The sequence below is a fragment of the Variovorax sp. AB1(2024) genome, from assembly GCF_037482385.2.
Lineage (GTDB): Bacteria > Pseudomonadota > Gammaproteobacteria > Burkholderiales > Burkholderiaceae_C > Variovorax.
This window is the reverse complement of sequence record NZ_JBBHKP020000001.1, coordinates 1,256,082-1,280,697: the sequence shown is the minus strand read 5'-3', so window position 1 is coordinate 1,280,697 and position 24,616 is coordinate 1,256,082. Positions and strand designations below refer to the sequence as shown.

At 69.9% G+C, this 24,616-nt stretch carries 24 protein-coding genes; 17 read left to right on the top strand and 7 right to left on the bottom strand.

Going from position 1 to position 24,616, the window contains the following annotated elements; all coding sequences use genetic code 11:
• Window positions 1-55 precede the first annotated feature (55 nt).
• Both WIX39_RS06165 and WIX39_RS06160 read left to right on the top strand, forming a co-directional pair.
• Complete coding sequence (locus WIX39_RS06165) at window positions 56-1,291, top strand: ammonium transporter (protein WP_081270783.1); 1,236 nt, start codon at window positions 56-58, stop codon at window positions 1,289-1,291.
• 18 nt (window positions 1,292-1,309) lie between these two features.
• Complete coding sequence (locus WIX39_RS06160) at window positions 1,310-1,612, top strand: hypothetical protein (RefSeq protein ID WP_106936043.1); 303 nt, start codon at window positions 1,310-1,312, stop codon at window positions 1,610-1,612.
• A gap of 27 nt (window positions 1,613-1,639) precedes the next feature.
• Here WIX39_RS06160 and WIX39_RS06155 read toward each other — a convergent pair whose 3' ends face one another.
• The 3 genes from WIX39_RS06155 to amaB form a co-directional block, all read right to left on the bottom strand.
• On the bottom strand, window positions 1,640-2,875 hold the full coding sequence (locus WIX39_RS06155; RefSeq protein ID WP_106936044.1) for a pyridoxal phosphate-dependent aminotransferase: 1,236 nt from the start codon (window positions 2,873-2,875) through the stop codon (window positions 1,640-1,642).
• A complete protein-coding gene (locus WIX39_RS06150; protein WP_409194675.1) occupies window positions 2,872-3,768 on the bottom strand; it encodes an amino acid ABC transporter substrate-binding protein in 897 nt (298 codons plus the stop codon). The genes WIX39_RS06155 and WIX39_RS06150 overlap by 4 nt, the downstream gene beginning before the upstream one ends.
• 167 nt (window positions 3,769-3,935) lie before the next feature.
• Window positions 3,936-5,483: an L-piperidine-6-carboxylate dehydrogenase gene (amaB, locus tag WIX39_RS06145; RefSeq protein WP_106936046.1), complete on the bottom strand. Its 1,548-nt coding sequence runs from the start codon at window positions 5,481-5,483 to the stop codon at window positions 3,936-3,938.
• Window positions 5,484-5,794: 311 nt separating this feature from the next.
• Between amaB and WIX39_RS06140 the strand changes: the two genes are divergently transcribed.
• Together WIX39_RS06140 and WIX39_RS06135 are read left to right on the top strand one after the other, a co-directional pair.
• Entirely contained in the window at window positions 5,795-6,298 is a 504-nt protein-coding gene (locus WIX39_RS06140) for a hypothetical protein (RefSeq protein ID WP_081266960.1), read from the top strand.
• 2 nt (window positions 6,299-6,300) lie between these two features.
• Window positions 6,301-6,741 carry a DUF4174 domain-containing protein gene (locus tag WIX39_RS06135; RefSeq protein ID WP_106936047.1) on the top strand — a complete coding sequence of 147 codons (441 nt, stop codon included), beginning with the start codon at window positions 6,301-6,303 and terminating at the stop codon, window positions 6,739-6,741.
• A gap of 4 nt (window positions 6,742-6,745) precedes the next feature.
• Here the strand turns inward: WIX39_RS06135 and WIX39_RS06130 are convergent, their stop codons facing one another.
• Window positions 6,746-7,609 (bottom strand): IclR family transcriptional regulator, encoded by an 864-nt coding sequence (locus tag WIX39_RS06130; RefSeq protein ID WP_081266962.1) that lies wholly within the window; start codon window positions 7,607-7,609, stop codon window positions 6,746-6,748.
• Between the two features lie 217 nt (window positions 7,610-7,826).
• Here WIX39_RS06130 and WIX39_RS06125 point away from each other — a divergent pair, with 217 nt between their 5' ends.
• Genes WIX39_RS06125 through WIX39_RS06095 form a run of 7 tightly spaced genes read left to right on the top strand, consistent with a single transcriptional unit; the run spans window position 7,827 to window position 14,481 of the window.
• Entirely contained in the window at window positions 7,827-8,900 is a 1,074-nt protein-coding gene (locus tag WIX39_RS06125) for an ABC transporter ATP-binding protein (protein ID WP_106936048.1), read from the top strand.
• Window positions 8,897-9,757, top strand: coding sequence for an ABC transporter permease (locus tag WIX39_RS06120; RefSeq protein WP_081266964.1), 861 nt, complete (start codon window positions 8,897-8,899; stop codon window positions 9,755-9,757). The genes WIX39_RS06125 and WIX39_RS06120 overlap by 4 nt, the downstream gene beginning before the upstream one ends.
• A 4-nt stretch (window positions 9,758-9,761) precedes the next feature.
• Complete coding sequence (locus WIX39_RS06115; protein ID WP_106936049.1) at window positions 9,762-10,556, top strand: ABC transporter permease; 795 nt, start codon at window positions 9,762-9,764, stop codon at window positions 10,554-10,556.
• Window positions 10,557-10,862: a (2Fe-2S)-binding protein gene (locus WIX39_RS06110; RefSeq protein ID WP_106936050.1), complete on the top strand. Its 306-nt coding sequence runs from the start codon at window positions 10,557-10,559 to the stop codon at window positions 10,860-10,862.
• Window positions 10,859-12,265 (top strand): FAD-dependent oxidoreductase, encoded by a 1,407-nt coding sequence (locus tag WIX39_RS06105; protein WP_409194674.1) that lies wholly within the window; start codon window positions 10,859-10,861, stop codon window positions 12,263-12,265. The genes WIX39_RS06110 and WIX39_RS06105 overlap by 4 nt, the downstream gene beginning before the upstream one ends.
• A complete protein-coding gene (locus WIX39_RS06100; RefSeq protein ID WP_106936052.1) occupies window positions 12,262-13,407 on the top strand; it encodes an NAD(P)/FAD-dependent oxidoreductase in 1,146 nt (381 codons plus the stop codon). Before WIX39_RS06105 ends, WIX39_RS06100 begins: the two co-directional genes overlap by 4 nt.
• 21 nt (window positions 13,408-13,428) lie before the next feature.
• Complete coding sequence (locus WIX39_RS06095) at window positions 13,429-14,481, top strand: ABC transporter substrate-binding protein (protein ID WP_106937599.1); 1,053 nt, start codon at window positions 13,429-13,431, stop codon at window positions 14,479-14,481.
• A gap of 4 nt (window positions 14,482-14,485) precedes the next feature.
• On the opposite strand, the gene tet is transcribed toward WIX39_RS06095, so the two are convergent.
• Window positions 14,486-15,718, bottom strand: a complete 1,233-nt coding sequence (tet, locus tag WIX39_RS06090; RefSeq protein WP_106936053.1) for a Tet(A)/Tet(B)/Tet(C) family tetracycline efflux MFS transporter — start codon at window positions 15,716-15,718, stop codon at window positions 14,486-14,488.
• 74 nt (window positions 15,719-15,792) lie between these two features.
• On the opposite strand from tet, the gene tetR reads away from it, so the two are divergent.
• Window positions 15,793-16,479, top strand: coding sequence for a tetracycline resistance transcriptional repressor TetR (tetR, locus tag WIX39_RS06085; protein WP_409194673.1), 687 nt, complete (start codon window positions 15,793-15,795; stop codon window positions 16,477-16,479).
• On the opposite strand, the gene WIX39_RS06080 is transcribed toward tetR, so the two are convergent.
• Both WIX39_RS06080 and WIX39_RS06075 read right to left on the bottom strand, forming a co-directional pair.
• A complete protein-coding gene (locus tag WIX39_RS06080) occupies window positions 16,421-18,052 on the bottom strand; it encodes a GMC family oxidoreductase (RefSeq protein WP_106936055.1) in 1,632 nt (543 codons plus the stop codon). The genes tetR and WIX39_RS06080 overlap by 59 nt on opposite strands.
• A 78-nt stretch (window positions 18,053-18,130) precedes the next feature.
• On the bottom strand, window positions 18,131-19,642 hold the full coding sequence (locus WIX39_RS06075) for a CoA-acylating methylmalonate-semialdehyde dehydrogenase (protein WP_081266971.1): 1,512 nt from the start codon (window positions 19,640-19,642) through the stop codon (window positions 18,131-18,133).
• A 120-nt stretch (window positions 19,643-19,762) separates the two neighbouring features.
• Between WIX39_RS06075 and WIX39_RS06070 the strand changes: the two genes are divergently transcribed.
• From WIX39_RS06070 to WIX39_RS06050, 5 genes are all read left to right on the top strand, one after another.
• The gene (locus WIX39_RS06070; RefSeq protein WP_081266972.1) at window positions 19,763-20,692 is read left to right on the top strand and encodes a LysR family transcriptional regulator; all 930 of its coding nucleotides are present in this window, start codon (window positions 19,763-19,765) and stop codon (window positions 20,690-20,692) included.
• A gap of 186 nt (window positions 20,693-20,878) precedes the next feature.
• A complete protein-coding gene (locus WIX39_RS06065) occupies window positions 20,879-22,045 on the top strand; it encodes an MlaE family ABC transporter permease (protein ID WP_081266973.1) in 1,167 nt (388 codons plus the stop codon).
• Window positions 22,046-22,049: 4 nt separating this feature from the next.
• Window positions 22,050-22,895, top strand: coding sequence for an ABC transporter ATP-binding protein (locus WIX39_RS06060; RefSeq protein WP_081266974.1), 846 nt, complete (start codon window positions 22,050-22,052; stop codon window positions 22,893-22,895).
• A 16-nt stretch (window positions 22,896-22,911) separates the two neighbouring features.
• Entirely contained in the window at window positions 22,912-23,871 is a 960-nt protein-coding gene (locus WIX39_RS06055) for an MlaD family protein (RefSeq protein WP_409194672.1), read from the top strand.
• Window positions 23,872-23,896: 25 nt separating this feature from the next.
• Window positions 23,897-24,610, top strand: coding sequence for an ABC-type transport auxiliary lipoprotein family protein (locus WIX39_RS06050; RefSeq protein ID WP_199851977.1), 714 nt, complete (start codon window positions 23,897-23,899; stop codon window positions 24,608-24,610).
• The last annotated feature ends 6 nt before the right edge of the window (window positions 24,611-24,616 follow it).

The window sequence follows — 24,616 nt, the reverse complement described above, 5'->3', positions numbered from 1 at the left end:
GTGGCACGACTTGTGCACGTCCGGCCACAGCCCAACACTCGAAGAAGAAACGACCATGGCACTGGCATCGCAAGCCTCCATCAACGCGGCGGACACCGCCTGGATGATGACCTCGACCGCGCTGGTGCTGCTGATGACGCTGCCCGGCATCGCGCTCTTCTACGCGGGCATGGTGCGCCGCAAGAACGTGCTGGCCACGATGGCGGCCGTGGTGGCGGTCGCTGCGGCGGTGTCGCTGACGTGGTTCGCCGTGGGCTACTCGCTGGCTTTCACCGAGGGCTGGCCGTGGCTCGGCGGCGCGGGCCGCTTCTGGTTCTCGGGCTTCGAATACCTGAAGGAAGCCGGCCAGGTGGCGGTGAGCCACGTGGCGCCCAACGTGCCGGAGTCGGTCTACGCGATGTTCCAGCTGACCTTCGCGATCATCACCACCGCGCTGGTGCTCGGCGCCTTCGTCGAGCGCATGCGCTTCTCGGCGGTGCTGTGGTTCGCGCTGCTGTGGAGCGTGCTGGTCTATGCGCCGATCGCGCACTGGGTGTGGGAGCCGGGCGGCTGGCTCGCGCAGATGGGCGCGCTCGACTTCGCGGGCGGCTCGGTGGTGCACGTCAACGCCGGCATCGCCGGGCTGGTGTGCGCCTATGCGCTGGGTCCGCGCAAGGGCTACGGGCGCGAGGCCTTCGAGCCCTACAACCTGGCTTTCACCATGATGGGCGCGGGCCTGCTGTGGGTCGGCTGGTTCGGCTTCAATGCGGGCTCGGCGGTGGCGGCCGACGGGCGTGCCGGCCTGGCGATGCTGGTGACGCACATCGCGGCGGCTGCCGGCGCCATGAGCTGGATGCTCGGCGAGTGGATCGTGCGGCGCAGCCCCTCGCTGCTGGGCCTGTGCTCGGGCCTGGTGGCCGGGCTGGTGGCCATCACGCCGGCGGCCGGCTTCGTCACGCCGCTGGCGGCACTGGCCATCGGCGCCATCGCGGGCCTGGCCTGCTACTGGGGCGCCACCGGGCTGAAGCACATGCTGGGTGCGGACGACTCGCTCGACGTGTTCGGCGTGCACGGCATCGGGGGCATCGTGGGCGCACTGCTCACGGGCGTGTTCGCCGACGCGCGCATCTCGGGCGCCACCGGCGACGTGCTGACGCAGGCGATCGCGGTCGGCAGCGTGGCGATCTACAGCGCAACGGGGACGGCGGTGGTGCTTTTCCTGGTGCACGTGCTGGTCGGGCTGCGCGTGGAGGCCGACAGCGAAGTACTGGGCCTCGATCTTGCACAGCACAAGGAACAACTGGGGAGTTGATCCACCGACGGAGGAACCATGCCATCCATGTCCGAAAGCGAACGCATCGCCCTCGCCGCCCGCCTTCACGTGGCGCTGCGGCGAAAGCACGGGCGCGTGACCGACACCGAGTGGATGGCGACCAACGCCGAGTACGCCGCCGAGATCGTGCGCATGACGCGCGCGCACGCGGCCGACACCAAGGACGAGGAGCTCTACCAGCTCGCCACGCGGCTGGAGCAGGCGATGGAGCCGCTGGCGCGCGCGGCCAGGCTGGCGGCGCGGCAGCCCGACGGCCAGCCGCCCACGCCGCCGCCGCGCTATGTGGGCGGGCTGCGCTGAGGCGCCAGCCGGCCCCGGCTCGTCAGCTCACTCCAGCGCTTCGCAGGCCGCGGCAATGCGTGCGCAGGCCTCTTCCAGCTGCGCCATCGACGTCGCATAGGAGATGCGGAAGTACGGCGCCAGCCCGAACACGCTGCCCGGCACCACCGCCACCTCGAAGTCCTGCAGCAGGTAGCGGCAGAAGTCGCTGTCGCTTTGCAGCACGTCGCCGCCGCGGGTGCGCTTGCCGAGCACGCCGGCGCAGCTCGCGAAGGTGTAGAACGCGCCCTCCGGCACGCGGCAGCCCAGGCCCGGCGCGCGGTTGAGCGCGGCCACCACGAAATCGCGGCGCGCCTGGAAGTCGGCGCAGCGCTCCGCCACGATGTCCTGCGGGCCGGTCAGCGCCTCGATGGCCGCGGCTTGGCTGATCGACGACGGGCACGATGTCGTCTGGCTCTGCACCACGGCCATGGCCGCGACCAGCGCGCGCGGACCCGCGCCGTAGCCGACGCGCCAGCCGGTCATGGCATAGGCCTTCGACACGCCGTTGACCGTCAGCGTGCGCTCGCGCAGGCGCGGCTCCACCACCGCCGGCGTCGCGAACGCGAGCCCGTCGTAGAGGATGTGCTCGTAGATGTCGTCCGCCAGCACCCACACCCGCGGATGGCTCAGCAGCACGTCGCACAGCGGCTGGAGTTGCGCCGCGCTGTAGGCCGCGCCGCTCGGGTTCGACGGCGAGTTCAGGAAGATCCAGCGCGTGCGCGGCGTGATCGCGGCTTCCAGCTGCGCGGCGTCGAGCCGGAAGCCGTTGGCCTCGGTGCAGGCCACCGGCACCGGCACGCCGCCGCAGACCTGCACGATGTCGGCGTAGGAGGTCCAGTACGGCGCGGGCAGGATCACCTCGTCGCCCGGGTCCAGGCTGGCCATCATCGCGTTGAAGATGACCTGCTTGGCGCCCGCGCTCACGCTGATCTCGTCGAGCGCGAATTCGAGCGCGTTGTCGCGCCTGAACTTCAGCTGCACCGCCGCCTTCATGGCCGGGCTGCCGTCGAGCACGGTGTAGCGCGTGTCGCCGCGGCCGATGGCGCGCACCGCGGCGTCGCGCACGTTCTGCGGCGTGTCGAAGTCGGGCTCGCCCGCGCCCAGCACGATCACCGGGCGGCCCGCACGCTTGAGCGCGTTGGCATGGTCGGTGATGCGCAGGATCTCCGAGACGCCGATGGCGCGCACGCGCTGCGCCGGCTCGAAGACGCCAGGGGCCGTTGCTGCGATGTCCGTGGTCACTTGGCGTAGGTCTCCAGCGGCTTGTCGTTGGGCTCGGCCATCAGCTGCCTGAGCGTGGCGCTCATGGGCAGGTTCAGGCTGGTGTTCTTCGGCGGAATCGCGGCCACGAACCACTTGGTGTAGATCTTCTCGAGCTCGCCGCTCTTCATCATGCGGCGCAGCGAGTCGTCCACCGCCGCCTTGAAGGCCGGGTCGTCCTTGCGGAACAGCAGCGCGATCGGCTCGGAGCCCAGCGCCTCGCCGACGATGCGGTACGCGGCGGGGTCCTTCGAGTTGGCGATGATGCCGGCCAGCAGGTTGTCGTCGAGCACGAAGGCGTCGGCGCGGCCCGACTCCAGCTGCAGGAAGCTCTCGAGGTGGTCCTTGCCGAGCACGGTCTTGTACGACACGTTGTTCGTGCGCTCGCGCTTGCGCAGCAGCTGCACGGCGGTGGTGCCGGTCGAGGCCGACACGTTGCGGCCCGAAAGCTGGTCGAGCGTGGTGATGCCCGAGTCGACCTTGGTGGCCATGCGCACTTCGCTCACGTAGGTGGTGAGGGCGAAGGCCACCAGCTGCTGGCGCGCCATGTTGTTGGTGGTCGGGCCGCAGCCGATGTCGAGCGTGCCGTTCTGCACCAGCGCAATGGTGTTCTGCGCGGTCACCGCCATGTACTCCAGCCTGGCCTGCGGCGCGATGTCCTTGAGCACGCGCTCGCACAGCTCGACGTGGTAGCCCACGTACTTCTCGCCCGCGCCCAGCATGTAGGCCATGGGCGGCGAGGCTTCGCGCACGCCGAGCACGGCCTTGCCGCTGGCCTTGATCTTGTCGAGCGTGCCGGTGGCGGTCTGCGCGGCGGCGCCGAACGCGAGCGCGAGCAGCGCGACGGCCGCGGCGGTCTTGAAGGGAATGTTCATGGGTCCTGTCTCCTGTGGTTTTGTGATCTGCAAGGCAAAGGCTGCCCCCGGGCAGCGGACAGCCCGTTCGCAAGACATGGCGCAACCGGCTTTGCCGGGCCGCCGATGTCGCCCCCGGAAGGGGGTTGGCGAAACGACACGAAGTGCGCGAAGCCTGGGGGAGAGCCCTACTCTTCGATGTCGAAGGTGACGCCCTGGGCGAGCGGCAGCGCGGTCGAGTAGTTGATGGTGTTGGTGGCGCGGCGCATGTAGGCCTTCCAGCTGTCGGAGCCCGCTTCGCGCCCGCCGCCGGTTTCCTTCTCGCCGCCGAAGGCGCCGCCGATCTCCGCGCCGCTCGGGCCGATGTTGACGTTGGCGATGCCGCAGTCGGAACCGGCGCTCGACATGAAGCGCTCGGCCTCGCGCACGTTCAGGGTGAAGATCGACGACGACAGGCCCGCGCCCACCGCGTTGTGCCATTCGATGGCCTCGTCGAGCGAGCTGTAGCGCACCACGTACAGGATGGGCGCGAAGGTTTCGCGCAGCACCGGGCCGTCATGCGACTTGAGCTCCACCAGCGCGGGACGCACGTAGTAGGCGTCCTGGGTGCCGATGCCTTCCACGCGCTGGCCGCCGTGCACCGTGGCGCCGATCTCGCGGCTTTCGGAGAGCGCCTTCTGCATGCCGTCGAAGGCCGCGCGGTCGATCAGCGGGCCGACCAGCGTGCCGGCCTCGCGCGGATCGCCGACGCGCACGTTGCCGTAGACCCTGGCGAGCTTGGGCACCAGCTTGTCGTAGACGCTGTCGTGCACGAACAGGCGGCGCAGCGTGGTGCAGCGCTGGCCGGCCGTGCCCATGGCCGCGAAGGCGATGCCGCACAGCGTGAGGTCCAGGTCGGCCGAGGGCGTGACGATGGCGGCGTTGTTGCCGCCGAGTTCGAGAATGGCGCGGGCAAAGCGCGCGGCCAGCTTCGGCCCCACCTGGCGGCCCATGGCCGTGGAGCCGGTGGCCGAGAGGATCGGCACCCGGTGGTCGTCGACCAGCACCTCGCCGATGTCGCGCTGGCCCAGCAGCAGGCCCAGCAGGCCTTGCGGCGCGTCGCCGAAGCGCTCGATGGCGCGCTGCGCGATGGCATGCACGGCCAGCGCGGTCAGCGGCGTCTTCTCGGACGGTTTCCACACCACCGAGTCGCCGCACACCAGCGCCAGCGCCGCGTTCCACGACCACACGGCCACCGGAAAGTTGAAGGCCGAGATCACGCCGCACACGCCCAGCGGATGCCAGGTTTCCATCATGCGGTGCTCGGCACGCTCGGTGGCCAGCGTGAGGCCGTAGAGCTGGCGCGAGAGGCCGACCGCGAAGTCGCAGATGTCGATCATTTCCTGCACTTCGCCCGCGCCTTCGGACGGGATCTTGCCGGCCTCGAGCGTGACGAGCAGGCCGAGCTCGCGCTTGGCGGCGCGCAGCTCTTCGCCCAGCAGCCGCACCAGTTCGCCGCGGCGCGGCGCGGGCACGTTGCGCCAGGCCTTGTAGGCCTCGTGCGCGCGGCCGATGGCGTCGGCGGCCTCGGCCGGCGTGGTCTGCGGCACCTGCGCGACCACCTCGCCCGTCACCGGCGAGCGCACCGTCAGCGTGCCGCCGGTGTACGCATCGCGCGGCACGCCCAGGCGCTGCAGCAGTTGTTCGACTTCGGTGGCGACGGACGCCTGGGAGGTGGGGGTGTGGTCTTCGGACATGGACGCGCTCCGGGGAGGAGGAGAAGGAAGGAAGGCAGGAAGGCGGTACGGAGAGGACGGAACCCGGCCAATATCAGCGAACTGCGCGCGATTGGCTAGTGAAAATATGGAAGGACCTGATGCGTTTCAGGAATGAACTGCGCCCGAGGTCCTGCATGAAAAGGCTGATCGACGAAGAAGGGACCGGCTTGCCGTGCAAGGCAAGCCCGCATCCATGCGCTGAATTGACGACGTGGCTCTCGGGCTGCGCGCCTACGCACAAGGCGCCAGGCCGCATCGAAGATGCGCCACCCCCACTCGCCCGATGCGCCATGAAGACGATCCTCTCCCTCTACGCCGCGCTCCACGCGCTGACGGCGTTCGCGTTCGCCGCGGCGGCCGTGGTGTTGATCGCGGTCGCGGGGCACGCGGGCTTTGCCGCCGTCATGCAGGGCATAGACATCTCGACGGCCGAAGCGGTGATCGAGGCGGTCGGCCTGCTGGCGGCCGCGGTCGTGGCGCTGCAGATCTCCCAGACCGTGCTCGAAGAAGAGGTGGTGCGCGACGCCCACATCGGCGCCCCGACGCGGGTGCGCCGGTTCCTGTCGCGGTTCATGGTGGTGATCGTGGTGGCCGTGGCGGTCGAGGGCCTGGTCGCGATCTTCAAGGCCCGCGAGACGCCCGAACTCATGCTGTACGGCGCCGCCCTGCTGAGCGCGGTGGGCCTGCTGATGGCGGGCTGGGGCGTGTTCATTCGCCTGAACCGCTACGCGGAAGAACTGGAACCCGAAGCGATGCAGGAAGCCAAGAGCGAAGACATCAAGCTGAAGGATTGAGCATGCCTTTTCCGAGCTTTCTCAAGCCCGCCCTGGCCGCGCTGAGCGTGGCCCTGCCGCTCGCGGCCGTCGCCGCGGACCGCAACCCGCTCGTGGCCGAGCGCTGGAAGACGCGCCCGGTGGTCGTGGTGGTTCCGGCGGAAGGTGACGCGCTGCTGCGCAAGGTCGAGTCCGCCCTGCGCCAGACGGCCACGCGCGAGGCCTTCATCGACCGCGAGATGGTGCTCTACACGGTGGTCGCGGGCCAGGGCCGCCGCAACGCGCAGCCCCTCGACGCGGCGCAGACCCGCGCGCTGCTGGCCGCGCTGAAGCTCGATGCGGCAGGCCCGCCCACCTTCGTGCTGGTCGGCAAGGACGGCGGCGTGAAGATGACCGAAGGGCCCGACGTCGACCTGCAGGCGGTGTTCGCGGAGATCGACAGGATGCCGATGCGTCGGCGCTGAAGGCTCAGGCCTTGCCCGGCCCGGGTGCTTCCGGCAGCTCGATCTTCTGCCCCGCCGGCGAACTCGCCAGGCTCTGCGCCGGCCGCCTCAGCGTCGCGTCGAACGGGTTGATCTTCGGCCCGATCGCGGCGGCCTCGCGCTTGAGCAGCTCGACCACCGTCGGCATGCGGTCGGCATTGAGCCGGTCGGCGATGGTGCCCACGCTCAGCGCGGCCACCGCGCGGCCTTCGCGGTCGAGGATGGGCACCGCCACGCCGGCCATGCCTTCCAGAAGCCCGGTGTTGCGACCCGCATAGCCCTGCTGCCGCACGCGCTCGATCTCGGTGCGCAGGTAGACCTCGTCGTACACGCCGTACTCGCGCACCCGCGACAGGTTGAAGCGGATCACCTCCTCGCGCTCGGCCTCCGGCAGGAACGCGAGGATCGCCAGCGCGCCCTGCCCCACGCCCAGCGCGATGCGCCCGCCGATGTCGCCGGTGAAGGAGCGGATGGGAAACGGGCCTTCGCTGCGGTCCAGGCACACCGCGTCGAAGCCGCTGCGCGCCAGCAGGAAGATGCTGTCGCCCAGGCTCGCGCACAGCCGCAGCAGCACCGGCCGGCAGATGGAGCGCAGGTCGCCGGGGTTGCCCGCGCTCGCGGCCAGCGCGAAGAAATCGATGCTGAGCCGGTAGAGCTTGCTGCGCTCGTCCTGCTCGACCATGCCCTCGGCCATGAGTGACTGCAGCAAACGGTGCGTGGTGGCCTGGGTGAGGCCCACGGAACGTGCGATCTGGGTCACGCGCCCGCCTTCGGCCTGCACCGCGCCGAGCGCGCGGATCACCGAGAAGACGCGCGGCACGCCGCCGCTGGCAGCCGATGGGGTTTCCATACCTTCCTCCTTTGGAATTTCAATGATGCCTTGTCCGCATGATATTCCATTGAACGGAATAAATTGAAGAAAGATTCTGATTAATGGAATACCCGAGGCGATCTGGCGCAATCGTTGCAATAGAGTGAACTGAAAGACGCAAGCTGTCCATGGCGTGCACCAAGCTGGAACAAGCTGCCCGCAGCCATCTTTTAGCCACCGCAGAAAGGCCCGATCCATGTCATTCCTCAGGCTCACCGACGTGACCAAGTTCTATGGCGCCACCCGCGCGGTGTCGGCCATGAACCTGGCGGTGGAAAAGGGCGAGTTCGTCTCGCTGCTCGGCCCTTCGGGCTGCGGCAAGACCACCACGCTGCAGATGATTGCGGGCTTCGAGGCCGTGAGCAGCGGCCGCATCGAGCTCGCGGGCAAGGACATCACGCACGCCAAGGCCAACACGCGCGGCCTGGGCATCGTGTTCCAGACCTACGCCCTGTTCCCGCACATGACGGTGGCCGACAACGTGAGCTTCGGCCTGGAGATGCGCAAGATGCCCAAGGCCGAGCGCGCCGAGCGGGTGAAGCAGGCGCTGGCGCTGGTGCACCTGCAGGCGCACGCCGGGCGCTATCCGCGCGAGTTGTCGGGCGGCCAGCGGCAGCGCGTGGCGCTGGCGCGCGCGCTCGTCATCGAGCCGCCGGTGCTGCTGCTCGACGAGCCGCTGTCCAACCTCGACGCCAAGCTGCGCGAGGAAATGCAGTTCGAGCTGCGCCAGATCCAGCGCAAGGTCGGCACCACCACGGTGATGGTCACGCACGACCAGAGCGAGGCCATGTCCATCAGCGACCGCGTGGTGGTGATGGAAGGCGGCCGCGCCACGCAGATCGACCATCCGCAGCGGGTGTACGAGCATCCGAGCACGCGCTTCATCTCCACCTTCGTGGGCAAGGCCAACCTGCTCGACTGCCGCGTGTCGAGCAGCAGCGCCACGCGCACCTGCGTGGAGGTCGGCGCGCTCTCGCTCGACGTGGACGACACCGGCTTCGGCATGGACGCCGCCGCGCTGCTGAGCGTGCGGCCCGAGAAGCTGCAGCTGGTGCCGCCGGGCCAAGGCCGCCTCGACGGCGAGGTGCAGGAGCGCTTCTTCCTCGGCAGCCAGTGGCTCTACCGCATCGCCACGCCGGTCGGCGACCTCACGGTGCTGAGCCCCAACGACGGGCGCAACGCGCTGGACGAAGGCGCCCGCACCGGCATCGACTGGCCGGCGCACTGCATGCGGCTGCTGCCGGCCGAAGAAAGGGCTGTCGCAGCATGAGCGCCTCGAAGAGCAAGGCCACCCCGTGGTGGCTCTCCGGCCCGGCGCTGCTGCTGTTCACCGCGCTGCTGCTGGTGCCGCTCGCGCTCACTGCCGTGCTGTCGTTCAACGTGTACGACCCGGCCACCGGCCCCAAGTCGGGCGAGTTCACGCTCGCGCACTACGCGCTGGTGTTCTCCGATTCGTACTACCTCGGCATCTTCTGGCGCACCTTCTGGGTCTCGGCGCTGGTCACGGTGATCTGCGTGGTGGTCGGCGCGCCCGAGGCCTATGTGCTCAGCCGCATGCGCAACCCGTGGCGCTCGGTGCTGCTGCTGGTGGTGCTGGCGCCGCTGCTGGTGTCGGTGGTAGTGCGGGCCTTCGGCTGGAGCATGCTGCTGGGCCCCGAGGGCGCGGTGAACGGGCTGCTGGGCCTCGTCGGCATCGGGCCGGTGAAGATCCTCTACACCAACGCGGCCGTGATCATCGCGCTGGTGCACGTGATGCTGCCCTTCATGGTGATCCCGGTGTGGACATCGCTGCAGAAGCTGGACCCAGGCGTGGAGAACGCGGCGCTGTCGCTCAACGCCACGCCCTTCACCACGCTGCGGCGCATCGTGCTGCCGCAGGTGATGCCCGGCATTCTTTCCGGCAGCCTGATCGTGTTCGGCCTGGCCGCGAGCTCGTTCGCCATTCCGGGGCTGCTGGGCGGGCGGCGGCTGAAGATGGTCGCGACCATCGTGTACGACGAATACCTGAGCGAGCTCAACTGGCCGCTGGGTGCTGCCGTGGCACTCGTGTTGCTGGTGGCTAACCTGGTGGTGATGCTCAGCTACAACCGCCTCGTAGAAGGCCGCTACAAGAAAGCGCTGGGCTGAAGCGATGAACAAAAACGGCCCCATCGCCCTCGCGTTCAACGCGCTCGTCATCGTCTTCATGCTCGCGCCGCTGGTAGTGGTGTGCATCGTGGCGTTCACGCCCGAGAACACGCTGACCATCCCGACCACGCGCTTCTCGCTGCGCTGGTTCGAGGCGGTGTTCGCGCACCCCGACTTCATGCAGTCGTTCTGGAACAGCCTGTGGCTGGCACTCGGCTCGGCCACCATCGCGACGCTGCTCGCGGTGCCGGCGGGCATGGCGATCACGCGCTACGAGTTTCCGGGGCGCGATTTCCTCAACGGCCTGTTCCTGTCGCCGCTGATCGTGCCGCACCTGGTGCTGGGCGTGGCGCTGCTGCGGCTGTTCGCGCTGGTCGGCGGCACCGGCAGCTTCGGCTGGCTGGTGATGGCGCATGCGCTCATCGTCACGCCCTACACGCTGCGGCTGGTGGTGGCGGCGCTGGTGGGCTTCGACCGCAGCGCAGAGCAGGCCGCGCTGTCGCTGGGCGCGAGCCAGGCCACGGTGTTCCGCCGCATCACGCTGCCGATGATCCTGCCAGGCGTCACCGGCGGCTGGATGCTGGCCTTCATCAACAGCTTCGACGAAGTGACGATGTCGATCTTCGTCACCGCGCCAAGCACGGTGACGCTGCCGGTGCGCATGTACATGTATGCCACCGAGTCGATCGATCCGCTGATGGCGGCGGTGTCAGCGCTGATGGTGGCGGTGACGGCTTTCGCGATGGTGCTGCTGGACCGGATCTACGGCCTGGACCGCGTGCTGGTGGGGCGCAGATAGATGACGACGACTCCAACCGCCCTGCTTCACCGCGTGGCCGAAACCACCGGCCGCGAGGCCGTGCACTTCACGCTCGACGGCGATCCCGCCAGCGCGCTGGCCGGCGACACCGTGCTGACCGCCGTGCTCACCCAAAGCGCCCAGCTGCGCCGCAACGAATTCAGCGGGCTGCCGCGCGCGGGCTTCTGCATGATGGGCGCCTGCCAGGACTGCTGGATCTCCACCGGCGAAGGCGAGCGGCTGCGCGCCTGCTCGACCTTCATCGCGCCCGGCATGGCGCTCGTCACCGGAAAGAACGGCGCATGACGACGACAACAGGCGAACTCCGACCCGCGATCGTCGGCGCCGGCCCGGCCGGCGTGCGCGCGGCGCAGACGCTGGTGGCGCACGGCCTGCGGCCGGTGGTGATCGACGAGGCGCCGCGCGCCGGCGGGCAGATCTACCGCCGCCCGCCCGCGGGCCTCGCGCAGCGAACCGCCAGAACGCTCTACGGCTTCGAGTCGAAGCGTGCCGACGCGCTGCACCAGGCCTTCGACGCACTGCGGGGCCGCATCGACCACCGCCCCGACAGCCTGGTGTGGAACGCGCAGGACCACCAGCTCGACGTGCTGCACAACCCGACGCGCGGCACGAGCCGTGTGCCCTACAGCCATCTGATCGTGGCGACGGGCGCCACCGACCGCGTGCTGCCGGTGCCGGGCTGGACGCTGCCGGGCGTGTACACGCTGGGCGGCGCGCAGGTCGCGCTCAAGTTCCAGGGCTGCGCCATCGGCCGGCGCGTGGTGTTCATGGGCACCGGGCCGCTGCTGTACCTGGTGGCGTACCAGTATGCGAAGGCCGGCGTGCAGGTGGCGGCGGTGCTGGACACCGCGCGCCTGGCCGACCAGCTCGCCGCCACGCCCGCGATGCTGTCGCAGCCGGCGGTGTTCGCCAAGGGCGTGTACTACGTCGGCTGGCTGCGCGCGCACGGCATTGCGCTGCACGGCGGCGTGCGGCCGCTGCGCGTGCTGGGCGACGAGGCGCAGGGCCGCGTCACCGGCGTGGCCTGGCAGGACGGCAACGAAGAGCGCACGCTGGCCTGCGATGCCGTCGGCTTCGGCTACGCGCTGCGCTCCGAAACTCAACTGGCCGACCTGCTCGGCTGCCGCTTCGACTACGCGCCGCTGCACCGGGCACACCTGCCGGTGCGCGACGCGGCGGGCCGCGCGAGCGTCGAGGGCGTGTACCTGGCCGGCGACGGCGCCGGCATCATGGGCGCGGACGCGGCCGAGTGGGCCGGCGAACGCGCGGCGCTGGCGCTGCTTTCGGACAACGGCGTGGCGGTCGACACCGCGCGCGCCGCCGAACTCGAACGCAGGCTCGACCGGATCACCGGCTTTCGCCACGGCCTGGAGCGCGCCTTCCCCGTGCCCGATGACTGGGCCGCGCATGCGCCCGACGAGCTCGTGGTCTGCCGCTGCGAGAACGTCACGGCCGGCAGCCTGCGCCGGACGATCGCCGATGCCGGCGCCAGCGAGATGAACCGCCTGAAGGCCCTGTCGCGCGTCGGCATGGGCCGCTGCCAGGGCCGCATGTGCGGCGTGGCCGCGGCCGAGATCCTCGCGCATGCCACGCAGCAGCCGCTGCAGCAGGTCGGACGGCTGCGCGGCCAGGCGCCGATCAAGCCGATCCCGATCCGGCTCGTGCCCGCGGAAGGGGCCGGCGCATGAGCGGCATCAGGAAACTGCAGACCGAGGTCGCCATCGTCGGCGGCGGCATCGTCGGTTCTTCCGCCGCGCTGGCGTTGCGGCGCATGGGCGTCGACGTGGTGCTGCTGGAGCGCGACTTCTGCGGTTCGCGCTCCAGCGGCGTGAACTTCGGCGGCGTGCGGCGCCAGGGCCGGCCGCTGAGCCAGCTTCCGCTGGCGCAGCGCGCGCACCGCATCTGGGGCCGGCTGCCCGAACTGCTGGGCACCGACGGCGAATACGTGCGTTCGGGCCATTTCAAGATCGCGCGCAGCGAGGCCGACATGGCGTCGCTGGAGCGCTACCGCGCACTCAGCAGCGACTTCGACCTGGGCCTGGAACTGATCTCCGCCGCGCGGCTGCGCGCCGAATGCCCCTGGCTCGGCACACGCGCCGTGGGCGGCTCGCTGTGCATCGAGGACGGGCAGGCCAACCCGCGGCTGGTGTCGCCGGCCTTCGCGCTCGCTGCGCGACGCGCGGGCGCGCAGGTCTTCGAGCGCCACCAGGTCGACGAGGTGGCGCACGACGGCGCGCTGTTCACGGTGCGCTCGGGCAACGAGCTCGAAGTGCGCGCGCCGGTGCTGCTCAACTGCGCGGGCGCCTGGGCTGGCGCCATCGCCAGCCAGTTCGGCGAGACGCCGCCGATGCGCTCCCGCAGCCCGCTGATGGCGGTGACCGAGCCGTTGCCGCGCTTCATGGCGTGGAGCCTCGGCGTGGAGGGCGGCGGCATCTACTGCCGGCAGGTGGAGCGCGGCAACCTCGTGCTCGGCGGCGGCACCGGCATCACGCTCGATGCCGACCGCGCACGCGCCGAGCGCGACGGCATCGCCACGCTCGCGATGCAGGCGGTGGAACTGCTGCCCGCGCTGCGCCATGCGCACATCATCCGCACCTGGGGCGGCACCGAGGGCTACCTGCCCGACCGCGAACCGGTGCTGGGGCCCAGCCGCACCACGCCCGGCCTGTTCCACGGCTTCGGCTTCGCGGGCGCGGGCTTCCAGATCGGCCCGGCCGCCGGCGAGGTGCTGGCCGAGCTGGCGCGCGACGGACGCAGCGACACGCCCATCGACGCCTTCGCCATCGAGCGCTTCGACGAACAACCCGTTTCTTCACTTGTCCCCACCTGAACCTGATTGGAGAGCATCACCATGTCACGCACCGCCAAGTCCCCGAGCCCCGCCCTCATCCTGGCCGCCCTGCTCGCGGCCGCCGGCACCGCCGGCGCGCAGACCAAGACCCTCTACATCGGCATGAACGGGGGCACCATGGAGAAGGCGTACACGCAGTACGTGTTCCCGGCCTTCGAGAAAGCCTACGGCGCCAAGGTGGTGGTGGTGCCCGGCACCTCGTCCGACATCCTCGCGAAGGCGCAGGCCAACAAGGACAAGCCGCAGATGCACGTGATGTTCCTGGACGACGGCATCATGGTGCGCGCCATCGGCATGGGCCTGTGCCAGAAGCAGAAGCCCAGCCAGTCGCTCAGCGAGATCTATCCCGCGGCGCGCTTCAAGGACGACATGGCCAGCGGCGTGAGCCTGGGCATGACCGGCCTGGCCTACAACGCCAAGATGTTCAAGGAGAAGGGCTGGGCGCCGCCCACTTCGTGGATGGACCTGGCCGACCCCAAGTACAAGGGCAAGGTGGTGTTCCAGTCGATGTCGTCGTCGTCCTTCGGACTGCACGGCTTTCTGATGTTCAACCGCATCCAGGGCGGCAACGACAAGAACGTGGAGCCGGGCTTCAAGGCCTGGCCCACCACCGTCGGGCCGAACGTACTGGAGTACATCCCGAGCTCGGCCAAGCTGTCGGAGATGGTTCAGACCGGCGAGGCGGCCATCTTCCCGCTGACGCCCACGGCCGTCGCGGCGCTCAAGACCAAGGGCATTCCGGTGGAGTACGCGCCGCCCAAGGAAGGCGCGGTGGTGCTGATGGTGGGCCAGTGCGTGATCGCCAACAACAGCGAGCCCGAACTGTCGCAGAAGCTCGCCGAGTTCCTGCTGAGCCCGGTGGCGCAGGCCAACGTGCTGCAGTACGGCGCGCAGATCCCGACCAACCCCAAGACCCCCGCCGAGGGTGAAGGCGCCGCGCAGGTGGCGGACATCAACAAGTGGATGAAGACGGCCGTGACCATCGACTGGGAAAGCATCAACGCCAATCGCCCCGCGTGGAACGCGCGCTGGAACAAGACGATAGAGAAGTGATCCGTCAGCCCTGCGCGCCGGTTCTGCCAGTCCTGCGCAGCAGCACCGGCAGGCACAGCAGATAGAGCGACGCGCCCGCCAGCCACACGATGCCGGGGAAACGCGTGCGGAACGCGAAGTAGAGCGGGCTGATGAGCAGCGGGCCGAACACCGCCGCCAGGCTGGTGATGCTCGCGAGCACGCCCTGCAGCCGCCCCTGCTGCGCCTCGCCCACGCGCGCCGAGAGCGTCGCCTGCAGCGCTGGCGCGCAGACGCCGCCCATGCACAGGAGCGGCAGCATCGCGATCGCCATCCAGCCCTGCGTGGCGAAGGCGATCAGCGCATAGCCTGTGCCGTCGGCGATGGTGCCGATGGCGATGGCCGCGCGCTCGCCCCAGCGCTCGACCACCGGCCCCGCGACGAAGCCCTGCACCAGCGCATGCAGCAGGCCGAACACCGCGAGCGAGAGGCCGACCATGGTGCCGTTCCAGGCGTAGCGGTCCTGGCCGTAGATCACCCAGGTCGTGCCGGCGACCTCGCCCACAAGCACCAGCAGCAGGAACACGCCGAGAAGGGGCAGCAGCGCCGGAAAGCTGTTGGCCCAGCGCAGCGGCGCGAGCGGATGCAGCACGCCGCGGTCGAACGGTTTTGTGGCGAGCGCCGGCGGGCGCGACTCGCGCAGCACCAGCAGGCCGACGAGGAAGGTCACGCCGTTGAGCACCGCAGCCGCGATGAACGGCAGCCGCACGCCGTGGTCGCCGAGCACGCCGCCGATGGCGGGCCCGGCGATGAAGCCCAGTCCGAAGCAGGCGCCCATGCGGCCGAACCAGCGCGCGCGCTGGTTCTCGGGCGTGAGGTCGGCGATGGCGGCTGAGGCCACGGCGGTGCTCGCGCCCGTCATGCCCGCGATGGCGCGGCCCACGAACAGCATCCACAGCGAGGGCGCGAAGGCCATGAAGAGCGCGTCGATGGCGGCGCCCGCCACCGAGATGAGCAGCACCGGCCGGCGGCCGAAGCGGTCGCTGAGCGCGCCGAGCACGGGTGCGCAGAGGAACTGCATCAGCGCGTAGAGCGAGAGAAATGCGCCGAAGCGCCAGCCGAGATCGCCGGTGTGGCCGACCTCGCGCAGCAGGCCCGGCACGATCGGCATGACCAGGCTGATGCCGATGGCGTCGAGCGTGACGATCGCCAGGATCACGACATGCGCATGGCGGCCCTTCGCGGCGGAAGGCGTTGGGAGCGTGGTGGAATTTATCATTGATAAGGAATTATCAGCGATAAATTCCGGGCCGTGAAGTACCCTCCCGAATCGACATCGGCATGCACATCTGAATGAAACTGGACCGCGAAGTGATCCTCGAGACCGCCCTGGGGCTGCTCGACGAGGTCGGAATGGACAAGCTCAGCACCCGGCTGCTGGCCGAGCGGCTGGGCGTGCAGCAGCCGGCGCTGTACTGGCATTTCAGGAACAAGCGGGCGCTGCTCGATGCGATGAACAGCGAACTGCTGCGCCGCGCCCACAAGCGGCAGCTGCCGCTGCACGACGAATCGTGGGAAACCTTCCTGCGCGAGAACGCGCGCAGCTTCCGGCGCGCGCTGCTGGCGCGGCGCGACGGCGCGCGGCTGCACGCGGGCACCGAGCCCGATCCGGGCGACCTGGAAATGGTGGAGGCCCAGCTGGCGGCCGTGGTCGACCGCGGCGTGCCGGCAACGCAGGCCATGACGCTGCTGATCGCGCTGGGCCGCTACACGGTGGGCTGCGTGCTGGAGGAACAGGCGGCGCCGCCCGACGCCGAGGCGCGCCAGCAGGCGCTCGATGCCTCCGCGGCCTCGCGCCCGCTGCTGGCCGAAGCCTTCGCGAGCTACCGCGAGGCGGGCCCGGATGCGATGTTCGACATCGGCGTGGACCTGATGATCGAGGGCGCGAAGGCGCGCCTCGACAACATCGAGGCGGCCGGGGCTAGTCCTGCGCCTCGCCGCAAATCCAGCCGGCGGCCTTCTCCGCCATCATCAGCGTAGGGCTGTTGGTGTTGCCGCTGGTGATGGTGGGCATCGCGCCCGCATCCACCACGCGCAGGCCCCGCACGCCGCGCACGCGCAGCTTCGAGTCGAGCACCGCCATCGGGTCGCCGTCGGCGCCCATCTTGGTGGTGCCGACCGGATGGAAGATGGTGGTGGCGATGTCGCCGGCCAGGCGGGCCAGGTCTTCGTCGGTCTGGTACTGCACGCCGGGCTTCCATTCCTCGGGCTTGTACTTGGCGAGCGCGGGCTGCGACGCGATGCGGCGCGTCACCCGCAGCGAGTCGGCCGCCACCTTGCGGTCTTCGTCGGTGCTCAGGTAGTTGGGGGCGATGGCCGGCGCGTCCTGGAAGCGCCCGCTCTTGATGCGCACCGCGCCACGGCTGGTGGGGTTGAGGTTGCACACGCTGGCGGTGAACGCCGGAAAGCTGTGCAGCGGATCGCCGAAGGCATCGAGCGACAGCGGCTGCACGTGGTACTGCAGGTTCGGCCACTCGTGCTCCGGCGAGCTGCGCGTGAAGGCGCCGAGCTGCGAGGGCGCCATGCTCATCGGGCCGCTGCGCCTGAGCATGTACTCGAGCCCGATCTTCGCCTTGCCGACCATCGACGAGGCCAGCACATTGAGCGTGGGCGCGCCGCTGATCTTGTAGACCGCGCGGATCTGCAGGTGGTCCTGCAGGTTGGCGCCGACGCCGGGCGCGTCGACCACCACGTCGATGCCGTGCTGGCGCAGCAGCGCGGCCGGGCCGATGCCCGAGAGCTGCAGGATCTGCGGCGAGCCGATGGCGCCCGCGCTCAGGATCACCTCGCGCGTGGCTTGCGCGGTGACCGTCTCGCTGCCGTTCCACACCTCGGCGCCCGTGCAGCGGCGCGTGCCGTCGGGCAGCGTCTCGAACAGCAGGCGCGACACCTGCGCGCCGGTCCACAGCTCGAAGTTGGGCCTGCCATAGCAGGTCGGACGCAGGAAGGCCTTGGCGGTGTTCCAGCGCCAGCCGTTCTTCTGGTTGACCTGGAAGTAGCCCACGCCCTCGTTGCTGCCACGGTTGAAGTCGGTGGTGTGCGGCACGTCGGCCTGGGCCGCGGCTTCGGCGAAGGCGTCGAGGATGTCCCAGCGCAGCCGCTGCTTCTCGACGCGCCATTCGCCGCCGGCGCCGTGCATCTCGTCGGCGCCGAGGTAGAAGTCTTCGTGTTTCTTGAACGCCGGCAGCACGTTCTGCCAGCGCCACGACTCATCGCCCGTGAGCTGCGCCCACTGCTCGTAGTCGCGCGACTGGCCGCGCATGTAGATCATGCCGTTGATGCTGGAGCTGCCGCCGAGCGTCTTGCCGCGCGGATAGCGCAGCACGCGGCCGTTGAGGCCGGCGTCGGGCTCGGTGCTGTAGAGCCAGTCGGTGCGCGGATTGCCGATGCAATACAGGTAGCCGACCGGAATGTGGATCCAGTGGTAGTCGTCCTTGCGGCCGGCCTCGATGAGCAGCACGCGCTTGCTCTTGTCGGCGCTGAGCCGATTGGCCATGAGCGAGCCGGCGGTGCCGGCCCCGATGATGATGTAGTCGAATTGGGTCTCGCTCATGGCGTTTGACTTGTCTCTCTTTTTTGTTCGACGAAATTGCTGGCCGGGATGGCGGCGCCCCTCGCGCCGCACCGCATGCTACTTGGCCGTGGGCATGACGAACTCGGCACCCTTGCCGATGCTCTCCGGCCAGCGCTGCATGACCGACTTCTGCTTGGTGTAGAAACGCACGCCCTCTTCGCCGTAGGCATGCATGTCGCCGAACAGCGAGCGCTTCCAGCCGCCGAAGCCGTGCCAGGCCATGGGAACCGGGATCGGCACGTTGATGCCGACCATGCCGACCTGGATGCGGCGGCTGAATTCGCGCGCCACGTTGCCGTCGCGGGTGAAGCAGCTCACGCCGTTGCCGAACTCGTGCGCGTTGACCAGGTCGACCGCGTCCTTGAAGTTGGCCACGCGCACGCAGCTGAGCACCGGGCCGAAGATTTCTTCCTTGTAGATGCGCATCTCGGGCGTGACGTGGTCGAACAGCGTGCCGCCCATCCAGAAACCGTCGCCGCATCCTTCGCCCGCCTTGTTGCCGTCGAACTGGCGGCCGTCCACCAGCAGCTTCGCGCCTTCCTTCTCGCCCAGGTCGATGTAGCCGGTGATGCGTTCATGCGCGGCGCGCGTGACGATCGGGCCCATCTCGGCCGCGAGGTTGGTGCCGTTGAGCACCTGCAGCGTCTTGGTGCGCTCGATGAGCTTGGGGATGATCTTGTCGGCCACGTCGCCCACCAGCACCGCCACGCTGATGGCCATGCAGCGCTCGCCGGCCGAGCCGTAGCCCGCGCCGATCAGCGCGTCGACGGTCTGGTCGATGTCGGCGTCGGGCAGCACCACCATGTGGTTCTTCGCGCCGCCCAGGGCCTGCACGCGCTTGCCGTGGCGGGCGCCGGTCTCGTAGATGTAGTTGGCGATGGGCGTGGAGCCGACGAAGCTGATGGCCTTGACGTCGGGGTGCTCCAGCAGCGCGTCGACCGCGGCCTTGTCGCCCTGCACCACGTTGAACACGCCGTCGGGCAGGCCGGCTTCCTTCAGCAGCTCGGCCATGCGCAGCGAAGGCGTCGGGTCGGTCGGGCTGGGCTTGAGCACGAAGGTGTTGCCCGCGGCGATGGCCACCGGGAACATCCACATCGGCACCATCACCGGGAAGTTGAAGGGCGTGATGCCGGCGACCACGCCCAGGGGCTGGCGCAGCGTCCAGTTGTCGATGCCGGTGCTCACCTGGTCGGTGAAGTCGCCCTTGAGCAGCTGCGGAATGCCGCAGGCGAACTCGACGATGTCGATGCCGCGGCTGACTTCGCCCTGCGCGTCGGTGAAGACCTTGCCGTGCTCGGCGGTGATCATGCGGGCCAGCTCGTCCTTGTGCTCGTTGAGCAGCTGCAGGAACTTGAACATGACGCGCGCGCGGCGGATCGGAGGGGTGTCGGCCCAGGCCGGGAAGGCGGCCTGCGCGGCGGCCACGGCGGCGGAAACCTGCGCTGCATCGGCCAGGCCGACCTTGCCGGTGACGGCGCCGGTGGCGGGGTTGGTCACGTCCTGCGTGCGGCCGGAAGTGTTGGCGGCAGGCTGGCCGCCGATGAAGTGGTCGATGTTCGTGGTGGGCATGGGGACTGTGCTTTCGCGTGACGGGTCAAGAGGGGGAATGCGGCCAGTTTAGGCAGCGTGCCCCCTCGCGCCTAGACACGAAACTTGAATTTATTGTTCACCATGGCGAACAATGGATGCATGAAACCCCAAAATATCGAGTCGCTCTGGACCCACCTGCATTGGCTCACGGTGCTGGCGCAGCAAGGCAGCTTCACCGCCGCCGCGCTGCGCCTGGGGGTGAGCAAGGCGGCGATGAGCCAGCGCATCGCCGAGCTGGAGCACGCGGCCGGCGCGCCATTGGTGCAGCGCACGACGCGCAGCGTGCGGCTCACCGAGGCGGGCCGGCGGCTGGTGGACGACATGCGCGCGCCCTTCGAGCAGATCGCGCACAGCTTCGCGGGCGTGCGCGACCTGGCGGGCGTGCCGCGCGGGCTGGTGCGGGTGACGGCGCCGGTGGCCTTCGCGCGCCAGCAGCTGGTGCCGCGGCTGGCCGACTTCCTGCGCGCGCAGCCCGAGGTGCGCATCGAGCTCGACCTGTCGGACCGGCTGAGCTCGCTCGCAATGGAGGGTTTCGACCTCGCGATCCGCCACACGGCGGCACCGCCCGACACCCACGTGGCCTGGACGCTGTGCGAGACCCAGTCGGTGCTGGTGGCCAGCCGCGCCTACCTGCGCCGCCGCGGCACGCCGCGCGAGCCCCAGGCGCTGGCCGGCCACGACTGCCTGCACTACCCGCGCGCCCAGGAAACGCCGACCTGGCACTTCGAGGCCAAGGCCTCGGCGCCGCGCATCACGGTGCCGGTGTCGGGGCCGCTGGTGGCGAACAACAGCGAGGCGTTGCGCGACGCGGCGCTCACCGGGCTGGGCATCGCGCTGGTGCCCGACTTCAGCGCGCAGTCGGCGCTGCAGTCGGGCAAGCTGCAGCAGGTGCTGCCGCAATGGCGATCGGTGGGCGCTTTCGGCGAGCGGCTGTATGCAATAAGGCCCTATGCCACGCACGTGCCGCAGGCAGTGACGGCGTTCGTGGCATGGCTGCGCGAGGCGCTGGCGGACGGCTTCGCGGCCTGAGCGGGTGGGCATTCCCGGCCAGAGCCCGTGGCCTCGGCACGCCCGAGGTGTTAATTAAGAAAAGCTGAAGAAACGGCGTGGTGCCCTACGCGAACGAGGGGTCTGCAACACGTGCACGGCGGATGCACCCGGTTACGATGCGCGATTCGCACCTGGCTTTTGTTAACTTTCCCGCTCGTACGCCCTATGTCCCCTGCCCAATCGCCTGCCGACGCTCCAGCCGCCGACAGCGCGTGGCCCGGCCTCGGACAGCAGGAGCGGGACGGCCGGCAGTGGACCGTGGCCACCGGCCGCTGGACCACGCTGGCGATGTCGTCCAAGCCGGCCTGGCAGGCGCTGTCGAAGAGCCTGGAGGCCGCGCCGGCAACCGACGACCGCGCCTGGGACCTGCGCGCGATCGAGCAGCTCGACCACATCGGCGCGCAGCTGCTGTGGGAACACTGGCGCCACGCCTGGCCCGCCGCGCTGGAGATGGCGCCGCAGCACAAGGCGGTGCTCGACCATGTGGCGCAATACACCGTCGCAACGCCCGAGGAACCCTCGCCCACGCTGAACGACCGCCTGCGCGCGTTCTCGCACAACGGCCCGCGCGCGATGATCGTGATGCGCGACTTCACCAGCCTGCTCGGCCAGCTCGCGATCGACCTCTGCGCGCTGGTCCGCGCGCCGCACCGGGGACCCTGGCGCGATTTCTCCGGGCACCTGTACCAGTTCGGCGCCACCGCGCTGCACATCACGGCGCTGGTCGGGCTCCTGATCGGCGTGGTGCTGGCCTACCTGATCTCGCAGCAGCTGCGGCAGTACGGCGCCGAGACCTTCGTGGTGAACATCCTCGGCCTCTCGCTGATCCGCGAGCTGGGGCCGGTGCTGGCGGCGGTGCTGATCGCCGGGCGCTCGGGCTCGGCCATCACCGCGCAGATCGGCGTGATGCGCGTGACCGAAGAACTCGACGCGATGCGCGTGATGGGCATCGCCCACGGCTTCCGGCTGGTGATGCCGCGCGTGCTGGCGCTGGCCATCGCCATGCCGCTGATCAGCCTGTGGACCTCGATGGCCGCGCTCGCGGGCGGCATGCTGGCGGCCGACGCCGCGCTCAATATCTCGCCGTCGTACTTCCTGTCGGCGCTGCCGCGCGCGGTGCCCATTTCCAACCTGTGGCTGGCCATGGCCAAGTCGGCGGTATTCGGCGTGCTGATCGCGCTGATCGGCTGCTACTTCGGCATGAAGGTCAAGCCCAACACCGAGAGCCTGGGGCGCGGCACCACTTCGTCGGTGGTGACCTCGATCACCGCGGTGATCCTGGTGGACGCGCTCTTCGCCGTGCTCTTCAAGGGCATCGGCTTCCGGGGATGACGAGATGAGCATGCCCGTGCGCCCCGACACCGACCAGACCGTGGTGGACATCCGCGGCCTGTGGACGGTGTTCAAGAACGCCGACGGCGAGCAGGTGGTGCATCGCGACCTGCGGCTGCACATCGACCGCGGCGAGGTGCTGTCGCTGGTCGGCGGTTCGGGCACCGGCAAGACGGTGCTGCTGCGCCAGATCCTCGGGCTGGAAAAGCCCACGCGCGGCCATGTCGAGGTGCTGGGCCAGGAACCGGGCGAACTCAGCGCCTCGGGCGCGGCCAACGTGGGCATGCTGTTCCAGCACGGCGCGCTGTTTTCGGCCTTCAGCGTGCTGGAGAACATCGCGTTTCCGCTGCGCGAGCTGAAGCTGCTGCCCGACGAGCTGATCCGCCACGCGGCGCTGGTGAAGCTGCAGATGGTGGGCCTGGAGCCCCGGCACGCCAACATGAGCCCGTCGGACCTGTCGGGCGGCATGATCAAGCGCGTGGCGCTGGCGCGCGCGCTCATCATGGACCCGCCGCTGCTGCTGCTGGACGAGCCCACGGCCGGCCTCGACCCCGAGGCCTCCGACAGCTTCTGCAACCTGCTGCGCGGCCTGCACCGCGAGCTGGGCCTGACGGTGGTGATGGTCACGCACGACCTGGACACGCTGTTCGACCTGAGCACCCGCATCGCGGTGCTGGCAGACCAGAAGGTGATCGTCACCGGCGCGGCGCGCGAGGTCATCGCGTATCCGCATCCGTTCATCCACGAATATTTTCTCGGCGGGCGCGGGCAGCGCGCCCTGGAGGCCCTACACGACAAGCCCGCCGACGCAACTCTCGCATCGCAGCCCGCCGCGGAGGCGGGCCGCTGAAAGGTAGGTAGCCACCATGGAAAACAAGGCCCATGCCCTCGCCGCCGGCGCCTTCGTGCTCGGCCTGATCGCCGCGCTCGTCGCGCTGGTGATCTGGTTCACGCGCGACAACACCGTGCGCAACCTCTACGAACTGTCCACGCGCGAAGCCGTGAGCGGCCTGCAGCCGCAGGCCATGGTGCGCTACCGCGGCATCGCGGTGGGCAAGGTGACGTCGATCGACTTCGACCCCAAGGTCAAGGGCAACGTGCGGGTGCGCATCACGGTCGACGAGCGCGTGCCGCTCACCACCTCCAGCTTTGCCACGCTGAGCTACCAGGGCGTGACCGGCCTGGCCTTCATCGCGCTGGACGACAAGGGCGAGTCGACCGTGTCGCTCAAGCCGGACAACGACGACCCGCCGCGCATCCCGCTCAAGCCGTCGATGCTGGCGCAGCTGCAGGACCGCGGCGAAGCCATCATCAACCAGGTCGAGGAAGTGACCAAGCGCGCCAACCAGCTGCTGAGCGACCCCAACCAGAAGCGCGCCGCCGATGCGCTGGAGAACATCGCGGCCGCCTCGGCCAGCGCCAACACGCTGCTCAAGACGCTCGACAACACGGTCAAGACCGGGCTGAACCCGGCGCTGACGAAGCTGCCCGACACCATGGCCTCGGTGAAGAAGGCGGCGGGCGACGTCTCGCGCGTGGCCAACAACTTCAACACCACCGTCGTGCGGCTGAACGCGCCCGACGGCCCGGTCGAGCGCCTGAGCGACGGCACCAAGGCGCTGGCGCAGGCGGTCGACTCGTTCAACTCGGCCACGCTGCCGCGCGTGAACCGCGTGGCGGACGACACATCGCACGCCATCCGCCGGCTGGGCCGCGCGGCCGACAGCATCAACGACAACCCGCAATCGCTGCTGTTCGGCAACGGCGGCACGGCGGCGGGCCCGGGCGAGCCGGGTTTCAGCGCCCCCGCCGCGACGCGGCCCTGAGGGAGAGAAGAGGCCCATCATGATCATGAACGCCACCATCCACGCCATCCGTTCCCTGGCGAAGCCGCGCCGCGCTGCCGCCACGGCGGCGCTGGCCATCGGCTTCGCGCTGCTGGCCGCCGGCTGCGGCGCGCTGCCCGACAAGCCCGCGCGCGCGACGCTGTACGACTTCGGCCCCGGCCCCACCACTGCCACCGCCACGCAGGCGCAGGCATCGGCCCCGGCGCAGATGCGCCCCACCCTGGCGCTGGCCGAGTTCGAGAGCAACAGCCGCCTCGACGGCACGCAGATCCTCTACCGCCTGGGCTACGCCGACGCCAACGAGCTGCGGCCCTACGGCCAGTCGCGCTGGAGCATGCCGCCGGCGCAACTGCTGCGCCAGCGGCTGCGCGACACGCTGTCGGAGCGCCGCACGGTGCTCGGCCCGGAAGAAAGCGCGACCATCTCGCGCAGCAAGGGCGAAGTGCCCGACACGCTGCGCATCTCGCTCGACGAGTTCAGCCACTACTTCGATTCGGCCAGCGCCAGCGTGGGCCTGGTGCGCCTGCGCGCCACGCTGATCCGCGGCACCCCGGCCGGCGACCGCGTGCTGGGCCAGCGCCTGTTCACCGTGCGCAGCCCCGCGCCGAGCGCCGACGCGCCCGGCGGGGTGAAGGCGCTGGTCTCGGCCAGCGACGCCGCCGTGGCCGATGTGGTGCAGTGGGTCGACCAGTTGCAGCAGCAACAGCCCCGGCAGTAACCTGCG